The sequence below is a fragment of the Blastomonas sp. CCH9-A1 genome (assembly GCF_001557175.1).
In the GTDB taxonomy this organism is placed as follows: Bacteria; Pseudomonadota; Alphaproteobacteria; order Sphingomonadales; family Sphingomonadaceae; genus Blastomonas; species Blastomonas delafieldii_A.
In genome coordinates this window covers 117,638-132,429 of sequence record NZ_LSHM01000005.1, presented here as the reverse complement: position 1 = coordinate 132,429, position 14,792 = coordinate 117,638, and the positions used below count along the sequence as shown (strand labels likewise).

10 protein-coding genes are annotated in these 14,792 nt (G+C 61.2%); all 10 read left to right on the top strand.

The features are described from left to right. The first annotated feature begins 666 nt into the window (after window positions 1–666). Window positions 667–1,245: an ANTAR domain-containing response regulator gene (locus tag AX725_RS02410; RefSeq protein ID WP_066115081.1), complete on the top strand. Its 579-nt coding sequence runs from the start codon at window positions 667–669 to the stop codon at window positions 1,243–1,245. Beyond that, a complete protein-coding gene (locus tag AX725_RS02405) occupies window positions 1,242–2,465 on the top strand; it encodes an ABC transporter substrate-binding protein (RefSeq protein ID WP_231733262.1) in 1,224 nt (407 codons plus the stop codon). Before AX725_RS02410 ends, AX725_RS02405 begins: the two co-directional genes overlap by 4 nt. Before the next feature lie 127 nt (window positions 2,466–2,592). Then, entirely contained in the window at window positions 2,593–4,062 is a 1,470-nt protein-coding gene (locus AX725_RS02400; protein WP_230962432.1) for a CmpA/NrtA family ABC transporter substrate-binding protein, read from the top strand. A 16-nt stretch (window positions 4,063–4,078) separates the two neighbouring features. After that, window positions 4,079–5,101, top strand: a complete 1,023-nt coding sequence (locus tag AX725_RS02395) for an ABC transporter permease (RefSeq protein ID WP_081097051.1) — start codon at window positions 4,079–4,081, stop codon at window positions 5,099–5,101. 12 nt (window positions 5,102–5,113) lie between these two features. After that, window positions 5,114–6,793, top strand: a complete 1,680-nt coding sequence (locus AX725_RS02390) for an ABC transporter ATP-binding protein (RefSeq protein WP_066115090.1) — start codon at window positions 5,114–5,116, stop codon at window positions 6,791–6,793. Window positions 6,794–6,854: 61 nt separating this feature from the next. Further along, entirely contained in the window at window positions 6,855–8,114 is a 1,260-nt protein-coding gene (locus AX725_RS02385; protein WP_066115075.1) for an alginate export family protein, read from the top strand. A gap of 349 nt (window positions 8,115–8,463) precedes the next feature. Beyond that, window positions 8,464–10,956, top strand: a complete 2,493-nt coding sequence (nirB, locus tag AX725_RS02380) for a nitrite reductase large subunit NirB (RefSeq protein ID WP_066115074.1) — start codon at window positions 8,464–8,466, stop codon at window positions 10,954–10,956. After that, on the top strand, window positions 10,953–11,294 hold the full coding sequence (nirD, locus tag AX725_RS02375; protein ID WP_066115071.1) for a nitrite reductase small subunit NirD: 342 nt from the start codon (window positions 10,953–10,955) through the stop codon (window positions 11,292–11,294). The genes nirB and nirD overlap by 4 nt, the downstream gene beginning before the upstream one ends. Beyond that, window positions 11,291–13,801: a nitrate reductase gene (locus AX725_RS02370; protein ID WP_066115068.1), complete on the top strand. Its 2,511-nt coding sequence runs from the start codon at window positions 11,291–11,293 to the stop codon at window positions 13,799–13,801. The genes nirD and AX725_RS02370 overlap by 4 nt, the downstream gene beginning before the upstream one ends. Next, the gene (gene cobA / locus AX725_RS02365) at window positions 13,798–14,640 is read left to right on the top strand and encodes a uroporphyrinogen-III C-methyltransferase (RefSeq protein WP_081097050.1); all 843 of its coding nucleotides are present in this window, start codon (window positions 13,798–13,800) and stop codon (window positions 14,638–14,640) included. The genes AX725_RS02370 and cobA overlap by 4 nt, the downstream gene beginning before the upstream one ends. The last annotated feature ends 152 nt before the right edge of the window (window positions 14,641–14,792 follow it).

The window sequence follows — 14,792 nt, the reverse complement described above, 5'->3', positions numbered from 1 at the left end:
CAGGCTCGTCCATTTGTGCACGACGGCCCAGGTCCTGATCGAGGAGCGGGTCATGCTTTGCTCGCGCGGTTCGCGAGTGCGATCTTGCTACGCCCGAATGAGTGCCCAGCCATTGCCCATCCCGATTCCAACAGGCCCCGAGCTATCCTGGCAAAACCCATAAGTCAATGATAATCATTCGCATTGATGGTCGCAGAATGTATTGCGAATATTATGCAAAAGCGTTTTAGCCGCAACAAGCTCCGGCACTGTCATGCCCCCCGGATCATGAGCCTCCTGCAGCTGACTAGAACACAAGGCGGGTGAAATGCCGCAAATGAATGCTCGCCATCATCGGTATGTTTGTTAGCGCGGCAGGCTAAAGGCCTCCACCCATCGCCGATCACGAGGGCGACCCAAGCGCGGCCTCGAAGACCAAATGGCGGCTACTGGAGAAGCTAGGCGTTCAATTTGATGAACATCAACTACCGGCTCTGGGTCGAGACATGCCGGCGGTCGGGAAGCCCTCTCGTGGGACTTTTCGGACGGTCCCGCGCGATATGTTCTGCGGCAGGTATTGCCAAAAGCTGCCATCCAGACCGTCTTCAAGCGAGCTTGCACAAGTTGCCAATGCCGCACTGCACAATTGCCTTGAAATCCATATTTACTCCGTGCACTGCTAATGCCATGCGGATAGCCATTGTCGATGAAAGTGCAAGCCGTGCGGCGGTGATCCGCGAAGGGCTTGCGACCATAGAGGATGGTGAAATCTTCGTGGTGACTGAGCGGCGCGGGTTAGTGGCCCGGATTGGTGAAATCGCTCCCGACATCGTCCTTATGGACTTAGGCAACCCCTCACGCGACGTGCTGGAAGAATATTTTGCCGTGAGCCGGGTACTGGGCCGCCCCATCGCCATGTTTGTCGATGAAAGCGACGACGAATCGATTGCAGCCTCGGTCGATGCAGGGGTCTCTTCCTATGTCATCGATGGGCTTGCCCCGCATCGCATCCGGCCGATACTCGATCTTGCGGTGAGACGTTTCAACGCCTTCGCACGGCTTCAGGCGGATCTTGCCGAGGCAAACAGCAAGCTGGCCGAGCGTGAACTGGTGGATAAAGCCAAACGTATCCTTATGGTCAGCCGTTCCCTCACCGAGCCGCAGGCCTATTCGGAACTGCGCAAGGCCGCAATGAACCAGGGCAGGCGCATTGCGGACATTGCCGAGGCGGTTGTCACTGCGCATCAGCTAATGGGAGGGAAATGATGGCGGCAACCTTGGCCCCTGGAGAACTGACTATCGGTTTTCTGCCGCTGGTCGATGCGTGCCTACCGATCCTGGCCCTGGAACATGGCTTTGCAGAAGCCGAGGGCCTTTCACTGCGATTGGTGCGTGACATGAGCTGGGCAACGGTTCTTGATCGGTTGCTTTACGGCCACAGCAACGCTGCCCATCTTGTCGCACCGCTGGCGATTGCAACGGCGCTGGGGCGAGGTCGCCCGGCACAGCCACTTTCTGTACCATTTGTTCTGGGCCTCAATGGCAATGCGGTGACGATGCGGCCAGACCTTGCAAGGGCTGTCAATCCGTCAGGCGGGCTTGGCAACCCCGTCGCAGTGGGCGCAGCGCTGAAGGCGTATATCGCCACGACAGGACAGCCGCTCCGGCTCGGGGTCGTCCATCGATATTCCAGCCATAATTACATGGTGCGCTACTGGCTTGCGGCCTGCGGCATACGCCCTGATTGCGATGTAGAGATTACCACGGTCGCCCCCCCATTCTGCGCCGATGCGCTGGAATTCGGCGAAGTGGATGCAATCTGCGTCGGTGAGCCGTGGAACAGTGTGGCGGTGGAACGCGGCGCTGGCGAAATTGTCCTAGCGACCGCGCAGATATGGCGGCGCGGGGTCGAAAAGGTGCTGGCCTTTCGCGAACCTGTGATGGAGGAACGGCGCAGCGAAACAGAAGCGCTGATCCGCGCCTTGCGCAAGGCGGGTGAACATTTCGTCGATCCCGCGAATCTGGATGCCAATGCGGCAATTCTAGCGCAGAGCGAATATCTTGACGGCAATGCCTGGCTGATCCGTCGCGCCATATCCGACCGACTATTGCTGTCGCAGGGTGGCGAGGTGTTGCACTATCCCGATTTCATGTTCCAGCATCGCGAGGCGGCAAACTTCCCCTGGGTTAGCCAGGCGGAGTGGCTGTACAGCCAGATGGTGCGCTGGGATGGCATGGAGTTTGATGCTGCCGATGCCCGCAAGGCGGCGCGGGTGTTTCGCCCGGATGTCTACCGCAGCGCACTATTGGGGACGAAAGATCCGCTACCCGGTGCCAGTTCGAAGGTCGAGGGAAGCCTGTTGAAGCCCACTTCGGTGAGCACGCAACAGGGTATCATCACTCTGGAAAACAATAGTTTTTTTGATAAAATCCCGTTCGACCCGATGCTGCTGGAAGCCTATATCGCTGGGCAGCAATACGAATAATATTTTGCTGCGATGCAAAAATCGCTTGCCGAACACGGTGCGAATCACTTAGCTTCGCGTTCGTAGCAGGGTGGTGCCTCCCAAGGATGGGGGGACAGACCACCGCCTGGTATATTATTTCCATTGCGTGGCAAAGTCGCCGCCCAGACCTTCCCTCTCGGGATGCGTTCGGGCGGCTTTTTCGTGTTTGCCGCGCCGCATTCAAGGGGTGGGTTACATGGGCGGACGAAAAGCATTCAATCGGCACGCGATTGTTGCAGCGTTGATGGCCAGCATTGCCGTCGCCGGTTGCGGGAAGGGCGGTGATGTGCCGGAGAAACCCGCCGTTTCCGCAGGTGATTTGGAAAAGCCAGCCCTCAAGCTTGGCTTCATCAAGCTGACGGACATGGCACCGCTTGCCATTGCGCAGGAAAAGGGCTTCTTCCGCGACGAAGGGTTGAGCGTGACGCTCGAGCCGCAGGCAAACTGGAAAGTGCTGCTGGATGGCGTCGTTGGTGGGCAGCTTGATGGCGCGCACATGCTGGCGGGTCAGCCCATTGCCGCAGCGGCTGGCATTGGTGCCAAGGCGAAGCTGATTGCTCCGATCAGCCTCGATCTCAACGGCAATGCCATCACGGTGTCGAACAAGGTATGGGGCCAGATTGCACCCGGCTTGCCAAAGGGACCGGATGGCAAGGTCAAGCACCCGATTTCGGCAGCAGCGCTCAAGGGAAAGAACCTGAAATTCGGCATGGTCTTTCCCTTCAGCCCGCACAATTACGAATTGCGCTACTGGCTGGCAGCGGGCGGGATTGAGCCGGGCTATTATCTGCCGGGCGACACGGCTGGTACGACCTCGGCGCAAATACAGATTTCGGTGACACCGCCACCGCAGATGCCCTCCACGCTCGAGGCTGGAACGATCGACGGCTATTCCGTCGGCGAACCATGGAACCAGGCGGCCGTGAAGAAGAAGATCGGTGTCCCGATCATTACCGATGACGAGATTTTCAGGGGCAATCCCGAAAAGGTCTTTGGTCTGACCGAGGAATTTGCTGCCAAGAATCCCAAGACGGTCAAGGCTTTGCTGCGCGCGATCATCAAGGCGCAGCAATGGCTGGATGCAGAGGGCGGCAAAAACCGTGCCGAGGCAGTCAAGATTCTGGCGATGCCGCAATATGTGGGCGCTGATGTGGATGTCATCGGCGCAAGCATGACCGGCAAGTTCACTTTCGCGCCCGGCGACACGCGCCCTGCCCCCGATTTCAACGTGTTCTTCAACCAGTTTGCGGGCTATCCATTCTATTCCGATGCGGTCTGGACGCTGACCCAGATGCGCCGTTGGGGCCAGATTCCCACCGACAAGCCGGACCAGTGGTATTTCGACACGGCCAAGGCCGTCTATCGTCCCGATCTGTACCTGGCTGCGGCGAATGAGCTGGCCGAAAAGGGGGTGATCCCCAAGGCGGCCATTCCGGTGACGGACGGCTACAAGGCGGAACAGTCAGGCTTTATCGATGGCCTGACCTTCAATGGAAAACAGCCGAATGCCTATCTCGCCAAGTTCACCATCGGCCTCAAGGCCGGACAGAAGGTCACGCCGGCAGGCGTCAAATGAGCCGGGAGCAGCCAGCATGAACGCGATCGCATTGCGCAAGGACGAATTTGTCGGCACCCAGGCCGAAGGATCGGAGGACAAGCTGCCCAATGCCTCCGAAACAACAGTGGAGGACGCAGCGGCCCCAGCCACGAGGCCTGAGAGGGCGTTACCGTTCGGGATCAAGCTGCCATCGGGCCGCGATGCCTTTGACGCGCTCTGGCCGCCGCTGGCCGGGATCGGTGGTTTCCTCATGTTCTGGGCGTTGCTGGCACCGCTGGTGCAGACTTCGCTTGGCACCTTGCCCGGACCTGGCGATGTCTGGGCGGCCTTTCTGGGTCTGCTCGATGAGGCGGCTGCATCGCGTGCGGCAGCACAGGAGGCGGCCGCTGCAGGCTATGCCTATACCGGTCCGCCTACCTTTATCGACCAGATATTCACCAGCCTCGAGACCGTGGCCGCAGGGTTTACGCTGGCCACGCTGTTTGCAGTGCCCCTGGGCCTGGTCGCGGGCATGTCCAAACGGGTCAACGCCGCCATCAACCCCCTGGTGCAGGTGATGCGTCCGGTCAGCCCGCTTGCCTGGCTGCCCATTGTCACGATGGTGGTCTCCGCCTCGGTGACCAGCGATGATCCGACACTGGCCAAGAGCTTCATCATCTCGGCTGTTGTCGTCATGCTGTGCTCACTCTGGCCGACACTTATCAATACGGCCATCGGCACCGCCAGCATCGACAAGGATTTGATCGCCGTTGGCCGGGTACTGCGCCTGGGCTGGTTTGCCAAGCTGCGGCGTCTCGTGCTGCCTTCTGCCCTGCCCTATATCTTCACGGGCATGCGGCTGTCGCTGGGCACCGGCTGGATGGTCCTTATCGCAGCCGAAATGCTCGCCCAGAATCCGGGGCTCGGCAAGTTCGTCTGGGACGAATTCCAGAACGGCTCTGAAAAGTCACTGGCGCGGATCATGGTCGCCGTGGTGGTGATCGGGCTGATCGGCTTTGCGCTCGACCGTATGATGATGGCGCTCCAGGCCATTGTCAGCCGCAACCGCGCCGTCTGAGGAGTGAAGCAGATGGCCACGATCCTTTCCCTGAAGGATGTTCGCAAGAGCTATACCGGCAAGAATGGCGGCGTGAGCGAGGTGCTCGGCGGCATCGACCTTGACGTCGAGGAAGGCGAATTCATCGCGATCCTTGGGTTTTCCGGTGCAGGAAAAACCACGCTGATCTCGGCGATTGCAGGGCTGGTTGAGCCGGACGCTGGCGAGATTTCGCTGCGTGGCAAGGCGATAGACGGACCTGACAAGGATCGCGGCCTGGTGTTCCAGTCCTATTCGCTGTTCCCCTGGCTGACGGTGGAGCAGAATGTGGCTTTGGCTGTGGATGCAGTCCACAAGGACCGGAGCAAGGACGAGCGCGCGGCGCTGGTCCGACAGAAGGTCGAACTGGTCGGGCTGACGCATGCGATGCAGCGCAAGCCCGCTCAGCTTTCCGGCGGGATGCGGCAACGTGTTTCGGTGGCACGCGCCCTGGCTATGGAACCGGAAATCCTGCTGCTGGACGAGCCGCTTTCAGCTTTGGATGCGCTCACCCGGGCCAAGCTGCAGGATGAGATTGACCGCATCCGCGAGGAAGAGAAGCGGACCATCATCCTGGTCACCAACGATGTCGACGAAGCGCTGCTTCTTGCAGATCGCGTCGCCGTGCTGACGCCGAGCCCTGCTGCCAGGATCGGCCGGATATTCCCGGTGACGCTGCCGCGCCCCCGCGATCGCGAGGCCGTGAACGACAGCGCGGAATATCAGCAGATGCGGGCTGAGATCGTGCGCTATCTTGGCGATCTTGCAGGCGTCAAGGCCGCGCTGGGAAGCGATTTCGGGCAATTGCCCAATGTCACGCCGCTCGATCTTGCACCGCCGCCCAAGGCTTATCAGGACGCGGCAAAAAAGGGTTCGACCCGGCGCTACATGGAGTTCTGGAAACTCCATAAGGTGTACCCCACGCCCAACGGGCCGCTGACGGTGGTCGAGGATTTCAACCTGTTGATGGACAAGGGCGAGTTCATCTCGCTTATCGGTCACTCGGGTTGCGGCAAATCGACCGTGCTGACCATGGCAGCGGGGCTGAACGCGATCAGCAAGGGCGGCATCATCCTCGACAATCGCGAGATCGATTTTGCCGGGCCGGACAAGGCGGTGGTCTTCCAGGCCCCCAGCCTGATGCCATGGCTGACCGCGCGGCAGAATGTCGCTTTGGGGGTTGAGCGGGTCTATCCGCACGCAACCCGTTCCGAGCGTCGCGAGATTATCGACTATTATCTTGATCGCGTTGGCCTGGCCGATGCCAGGGACAAGATGGCAGCGGAAATGTCCAACGGAATGCGGCAGCGTGTCGGCATTGCCCGCGCCTTTGCCCTTTCCCCGCGGCTGCTGCTGCTCGACGAGCCGTTCGGCATGCTGGACAGCCTGACGCGCTGGGATCTGCAGGACGTGCTGGTCGAGGTCTGGAACCGCACCAAGGTGACGGCCATCATGGTGACGCATGACGTGGACGAGGCGATCCTGCTGGCCGATCGGGTGGTGATGATGACCAACGGCCCGAATGCGACCATCGGCAAGGTGCTGAAGGTGGATCTGCCGCGCCCGCGAGACCGCAAGGAATTGCTCAAGCACCCGGATTTCTATGCTTACCGGCAGGAAGTGCTGCGCTTTCTGGCTGAATATGATCACGGGCCAAAGGCCCGTGCCGCCTGAGCAGGCGAGCCGATAGAGAGGATGCCTGATCGGCCCTTATGAGGGGGATCAGGAGGGAAATATGAAAAGGACTGTGATAACGGCGGCGCTGCTCGCGTCGTCGATCGGCTTCGCGCACCCTGCGTTTGCGGCCGGAACACCTGCTTTTGGCGACCCGGTGCCGGTAGGGGAAGGGCTGACGCTCGATCCCATTATCGATGCGCGGCTCCGCTATGAAGGCGTTGACCAGCCGACAGTGGATGCCGATGCGCTGACCTTGCGAATGCGCACGGGGCTGGAGCTTCACCATGCACCTTCGCACCTATCCTTTCTGATCGAGGCGGAAGGCACGCTGGCGCTGGTCAACGATTTCAACGCCTTTCCCTTTCCCCTGCCCTTGAGTTCGCAGCGCAGACCGCAATTTGCCGTGGTCGCCGATGGCGAGAGCATCGATCTCAACCGTGCGCAGATCATGTACAAAGTGAAGAATTTTGCGCTGACGCTGGGGCGGCAGCGGATCAACCTTGATGACCAGCGCTTTGTCGGTTCGGTCGCCTGGCGGCAGAACGAACAGACCTTCGATGCCGTGCGGGCAGAAGCGACGATCGGGCCAGTCAGCCTGGATGCAACCTATGCGATCCAGCAGGATACGATTTTCGGGTCCGAAGCCGGGCCGCGCCGGGCGCTGGACGGTGACTTTGTGTTCCTTCAGGCCAGCACGAAACTGGGCCCGATGACGGCCAAGGCCTTTTCGTACATCATCGATTATGATGAAGCCCTGGCCTTCGCCAATTCCTCGCAGACTTATGGCGGGCGCATTTCGGGTAGCGTGCCGCTTTCCCAGGCGGTCAAGCTCAACCTGCTGGCAAGCTATGCCCGGCAGCAGGACATCGGTCGCAATCCGGTCGCCTATGAAGCGGATTTCGTGCTGGGCGAGCTGGGGCTGAGCTATCAGGGTTTCACACTGACTGGCGGCTATGAAAAGCTGGGCGCGGACAGAAGGGCAAACAAGGCCTTTCAGACGCCGCTGGCAACCTTGCACAAGTTCAACGGTTGGGCCGACCTGTTTCTGACAACACCGGGCAATGGCCTTGAGGACAGATATGTCACCGTTGCCAAGCAGTTTCCCAAGGTCAAGCTGGTCCAGGGGCTGAATGCCATGGTCACCTACCATGATTTCCGCAGCGATGTCGGCAATGTACGGTTCGGCACTGAATGGGATGCCAGCGTCGGATTCAAGACGAAAAAGGTCGGCTGGCTGGTGAAATACGCCAATTACGACGCCAACAGATTTGGCGTCGATCGCCAGATATTGTGGTTGCAGGCAGAGATCGTGTTCTGATCGTCTGTTCCTCCATCCCGGTCCTTGCCAAAGGAGTGCGTCACCCCTGTTCGGATGGAGGGTGCAATGGGCCAGGCCGAATTTGCCGCAAGGTGGTTCTGGCAGGGACCGGGATGACTGTGCTGCACTGCAAAATAAACACTTGCAGTGCAGCGCGGGAATCGGTTAGCCTTGCAGCCAGTGGTGATAGCGCCGCCCAATGAAGGGCGAAACCGCGTGAGACCTTAGATTACAACATCGCGTGGCAATGTCGCCGCCCAGACCTTCCCTACCGGGATGCGTTCGGGCGGCTTTTTCGTGTTCGCGCGCCAGACCGAGGAAGACCTGAGTGAACGCGCCTTCAATCCGGATGGAAAAGGACCGCACAGCGACCGCAAAAGAGCGGCTGGTGGTGATCGGCAACGGCATGGCCGGCTGCCGCGCGGTCGAGGAAATGCTGGCCCGGGACCCTGCGCGCTTTGACGTGACGATCTTCGGCGCGGAACCGCGTGTCAATTACAACCGCATCATGCTGTCGCCGGTGCTGGCGGGCGAGAAGGTGTTCGAGGACATCATCATCAATGGCGAAGACTGGTATGCCGAAAATGCGATCACGCTGGTGGCGGGCGATCCGGTTGTGGCGATCGACCGCGCCAGCCAGACCGTGGTCTCGCAATCAGGCCGGATCGAGCCTTATGATCGCCTGCTGATAGCCACCGGTTCTGATCCGTTCATCCTGCCAGTTCCAGGCCACAACCTGCCCGGCGTGGTGACCTTCCGTGACCTGGACGATGTCGACAAGATGCTGGCAGCAGCCGACCGGGGCGGGGCCGCCGTGGTGATCGGTGGCGGCCTTCTGGGGCTGGAGGCCGCACACGGCCTTTCGCTGCGCGGCATGAAGGTCACTGTCGTTCACCTGATGCCGACACTGATGGAGCGGCAGCTGGATGAGGCGGCGGGCTATTTGCTGAAGACCGAGCTGGAACGGCGCGGCCAGACGATCGTCACCGGCGGCGATACTGCGGAAATCCTTAGCCATGATGGCCATGTTGCGGGTGTGAGGCTTAAGGATGGGCGCGAATTTGCGGCCGACATCGTCGTGATGGCAGTAGGCATCCGCCCGGCCAGCACCCTCGCCAGGGCAGCGGGGCTAGAGGTGGATCGCGGCATAATCGTCGATGACCATATGGTCACCAGCGACCCTGCGATCATGGCCGTGGGCGAATGCGTGCAGCATCGCGGAGCCTGTTACGGCCTTGTCGCCCCGCTTTGGGAAATGTGCCGCGCGCTTGCCGATGCGGCCTGTGAGACGCCTTCGGGCTATGAGGGATCGGTGACCTCGACCAAGCTCAAGGTTTCGGGCATCGACCTGTTTTCTGCCGGAGACTTTTCGGGCGGCGACGGTGCAGAGGACATCGTGATGCGCGACGCTGCGCGCGGGGTGTACAAGCGCGTGGTCGTCAAGGACAACCGGCTGGTCGGTGCGGTCCTCTATGGCGATACGGCAGACGGAAACTGGTATTTCGATCTGCTGAAAAAGGGCGAGGATATTTCCGTCATCCGCGAGGCGCTGATTTTCGGTCAGGCCTTTGCCAGCGGAGGTGCCCTGCTGGACCCTAATGCCGCCGTTGCAGCGCTTTCCGACGATGCGGAAATTTGCGGCTGCAACGGCGTTTCGAAAGCCCGGGTGATAGAGACCATCGCTTCGGGGGCATGCAGCCTTGATGCCGTGCGCAGCGGTTGCAAGGCATCGGCCAGTTGCGGAAGCTGCACTGGCCTCGTGGAAAGCCTGTTGACGCTGACTTTGGGTGGCGAGGTTCAGTCAGGCCCCAAGACGTTGTGCAAATGCACCAGCTTCAGCCATGATGACGTGCGCCGCCTGATCCTTGAAAGGAACTTGCGCGCCATCCCCAATGTCATGCAGGAATTGCATTGGAGCACGCCTGACGGCTGCTCGTCGTGCCGCCCCGCGCTCAACTATTATCTGCTCTGCGCATGGCCGGGCGAATATGAGGACGACCAGAAGAGCCGCTTCGTCAATGAACGGCTGCACGCCAACATTCAGAAGGACGGTACCTATTCTGTCGTTCCGCGCATGTGGGGTGGCCTCACCAACCCGCGCGAGCTGCGTGCCATTGCCGATGTGGTCGAAAAGTACAACGCCCCGATGGTCAAGGTCACGGGCGGCCAGAGGCTCGACATTTTTGGAATCAAGAAAGAGGATCTGCCTGCCGTATGGGCTGACCTGAATGCCGCAGGAATGGTTTCCGGCCACGCCTATGGCAAATCGTTGCGCACGGTAAAGACCTGTGTCGGCAGCGAATGGTGCCGCTTTGGCACCCAGGATTCGACCGGACTTGGCGTCAAGATCGAGCGCATGACCTGGGGCTCGTGGATGCCGCACAAGTTCAAGATTGCAGTCTCCGGCTGCCCCAGAAATTGCGCCGAAGCCACGATCAAGGATTTCGGAATCGTCTGCGTCGATAGTGGCTATGAGCTGCATGTTGGCGGCAATGGTGGAATCAAGGTGCGCGCTACCGATTTGCTGTGCAAGGTGGCGACCGAGCAGGAGGCGATGGACGTCTGCGCCGCCTTTATCCAGCTCTACCGCGAACAGGCGCACTATCTGGAGCGCACCGCCCCCTGGATCGAGCGGGTGGGGCTGGACCATGTGAAGGCAGGCCTGTTCGATGACCCAGGCAGCGTCCAGCTTCTCGCCGCCCGGTTCCGCCATTCGCAGACCTTCTGCCAGGACGATCCATGGGCCGAACGTGCGGCTGGAAAATATGCAGAACTGCACCAGCACCTTGCCGAAGTGCGACCGCTAACCTTCGAGCCGCAAGCGATGGAGACCGTGCGATGATCGGAGAATGGCTTGATATTGGCCCGGTGGAGCAAATTGCCCCCGGCACAGCCCGCACCCTGCCGGTACGCGGTGCCGATGAAATCGCGGTTTTCCGGACGCAGAGCAACGAGTTCTACGCGCTGGTGAACAAGTGTCCGCACAAGCAGGGGCCGCTGTCGCAGGGCATCATCCATGGCAATGTCGTCACCTGCCCGCTGCACAGCTGGAACATATCGTTGCAAACTGGCGAGGCTCTGGGCGAGGACAAGGGATGCGTACCGACCATCCCGATGCGGGTTGATGCAGGGCGCATGTATCTGCTGCGCGCTGCCGTGGTTGGGCAGCAGGCGGCTTGAGCCAGGTTCGCACCACCTGCGCCTATTGTGGCGTCGGCTGCGGCATCAGCGCCGAGATTGTCGGCGAGCGCTCGGTCACCATCAAGGGTGACAAAGACCATCCTGCCAATTTCGGCAAGCTGTGTTCCAAGGGCACGCACCTGGGCGAAACGGTCGGGCTGGACGGGCGCTTGCTGGAGCCCATGATCGGCAACCGGCACGCGAGCTGGGATGAGGCGCTCGATCTGGTTGCCGGCAAGATGCGTCAGTGCATTGCAGAACATGGACCGGACAGCGTGGCCTTCTATGTCTCGGGTCAGTTGCTGACCGAGGATTATTATGTCGCCAACAAGCTGATGAAGGGCTTTGTCGGCAGCGGCAATATCGACACCAACAGCCGCCTGTGCATGGCGAGCGCGGTTGCCGCTCATAACCGCGCTTTTGGCGAGGATGTCGTCCCGGTCACCTATGACGATCTGGACGCGGCGGACCTCATCTTGCTGGTGGGATCGAATACCGCCTGGTGCCATCCGGTGATCTGGCAGCGCATCGAGGCGGCACGCGACAGGCGCGGCACGAAAATCGTGGTCATCGACCCGCGCCGGACCGAAACAGCCGAACAGGCCGACCTGCATGTGCCCGTCCTTCCTGACGGCGATGTGGCGCTTTTCAATGCGCTAGGCGTGGAAATGGCACTGCGCGGGCTGGCAGAATACGAACTGACCGACGGCGATCCTGGCATCGACGCGGATATCTTCAGCCAGCTTGCCGATCTTGTCGCATCGCACCCTAAGATGGTCACCGTGTTTTCGATGGGGGCCAACCAGTCGGTCGCGGGGACCGACAAGGGCAATGCGATCATCAATCTGCACCTTGCGACCGGTCGCATCAATGCGCCTGGCACGGGGCCATTTTCCATGACCGGACAGCCCAATGCCATGGGCGGGCGCGAAGTCGGCGGGCTGGCCAATATGCTGGCCTGCCATCTGGGCTTCTCCGACGCAGAACGCGCCGATGTCGCCGCCTTCTGGCAAACGCCGCGCCTGTGTGAAAGGCCTGGCCTGAAGGCAGTGGACCTGTTCCGTGCGGTGCATGATGGCCGGGTAAAATTCCTCTGGGTCATGGCGACCAATCCGGCTGTGTCGATGCCCGATACAGGCTTTGTCCGCGAGGCGCTGGCACGATGCCAAACCCTGGTCGTCTCGGATGTGCTTGCACACACCGATACTGCCGGCTTCGCCCATGTTCGCCTGCCCGCGCTGGCGTGGGGCGAAAAGGACGGGACGGTAACCAATTCAGAACGCCGCATCAGCCGCCAGCGGGCGCTTTTTGATCCGCCGGGAGAGGCACGGGCGGACTGGGCGATCATCGCCGATGTCGCGAAGCGGATGGGCTTTGCCGGATTTGGCTGGACCAGTGCGGCAGGGGTCTTCCGGGAATATGCGGCCATGACAGCGCTCTCGGTCAAGCATGGCAAGGTGCTCGACCTCACGGGCAAGGCCGATATTTCCGATGCCGAATATGCGGCGATGGAACCGTTCCTCTGGGGCGGGCGCCATCCCATGGCGGGCCGCATGATGCAGCAGGTGGCGCTAGAAGCGCGCCATCGACCCAGCGATCCCGACTTCCCGCTAAGGCTCAACACCGGGCGCTATCGCGACCAATGGCATACGATGACGCGCACCGGCCTTTCGCCCACCTTGTCGCAGCATCGGCGCGAACCCTTGCTTGAGGTGCACCCCGGCGATGCCGCAGACGCCGGACTGACAGAGGGCGCCCTGGCCAGGGTGGTGACAGCATCAGGTGCATCTCTCTTCCGGGTCCATGTGAGCGAGGCGCAAAGCCGGGGTCAGGCCTTCGCGCCGATGCACTGGAGCGACGCCATGGCAAGTGGCGGACGGAGCAACCTGCTGCCGGATCAGTCTGTCGATCCCGTATCCGGCCAGCCGGGGTTCAAGAACAATGCATGCCGGGTCGAACCGGTTGAAAGCGATTGGCGCGGCTTTCTGCTGCGCAGCGATGCTATTGCTCCGCAGGGCCTTGTGTGGTGGAGCCGTTCGGCTGTCGCCTCGGGCTGGCTTTACGAGCTTGCGGGCCAGGGTGCGGTGGACGCAGAGACGCTGCTGCCGCCAGGCGAACCGGTGGAAGCTGTTGACACGGCGCGCGGTATGCGGCGGCTGGCGGTGCTTGATGCGGACGGGATGCTCAAGGCGGCGCTGTTCGTGACCCGGATGGGCCAATTGCCCGCGCGCGAGTGGATTTCCGGCCAACTAGGCGCGCGCGGTGCAGCGTTACCTGAACTGCTTGCCGCCCGGCCAAGCATGCCCGCGCCTGATCGCGGCCCTGTGGTCTGCGTCTGCCATGGTATCGGCGAAAATCAGATCGCAGCCTTGGTTGCGCAAGGCGCAGACAGCGTGACCGAAATTGGCCAGGCCAGCGGTGCTGGTACGAACTGCGGATCATGCCGCCCCGTTCTGGCCAGAATGCTGCGCGACTGGACCGACACATGCAGGGAGGCTGCAGAATGAACGACTTTCCTTCAGCAATGGTGTGGCTGGTCGGTGCTGGCCCGGGCGATCCCGAGTTGCTCACCCGCAAGGCAGAACGGTTGATCGGCATGGCAACGATCGTGTTTCACGATGCGCTGGTCGGGCCGGGCGTGCTCGAACTTGCCTCTTCGGGCGCGCGGCTGGTGCATGTCGGCAAACGATCGGGCAGGCATTCCAGGGACCAGCGGACCATCGATCGGATGATCGTCGAAGCCGCGATGGCTGGCGAACGGGTGGTGCGCCTCAAGGGCGGTGATCCTGCGATCTTCGGCCGCGCGACCGAGGAATTGAGCGCTTGCCGGGCGGCAGGTGTGCCGGTGCGCATCTGCCCCGGCGTAACTGCGGCCAGCGCCGCAGCGGCCAACCTCGGGGCATCGCTGACACTGCGCGGCCTGGCACGCAAGCTGACCTTCGTGACCGCGCACGTCCGTGCTGGGCAGAAACTGGACCTGGATTGGGCAAAGCTGGCCGATCCCGAGGCGACGCTTGCAGTGTACATGGGCAAGGCGGCGGCGAGCGAAGTGTCAGGCCAGTTGATCGCAGCCGGACTGGCGGGCGATACCCCTGTTGCGCTGGTCGAATCCGCCAGCCTGCCAGAAGAGCGCCAGCTCCATACCCGGCTGGATCTACTGCCATTGGTTGCGCGCGCTGCGTTGGGCGATGGCCCCGCGCTACTGCTCATTGGCACTGCAATCAGGGCAGATCTTGCGGAAAACAAACTCGCTTCAAGCAGCCGCCGTACGTCCGGCCTGGCCTGCAATTTTGGCATCATAAAGGGCATCAACCGGTCACTATCCGCGAGCAGTCCGCCGTTGTAACGCTCTATGTATTCTTAGCGGCGTTCATACCAAGCCGGAAGCTGAATTAGGCGACTTGATTGGATTCCTTGAATTGCTTCCTCTGGTACAATTGTCCAGGCGGATCTGGCCACTGTCGCGCAGCTTGCAATCCATCTCAAGAATGAACGGCG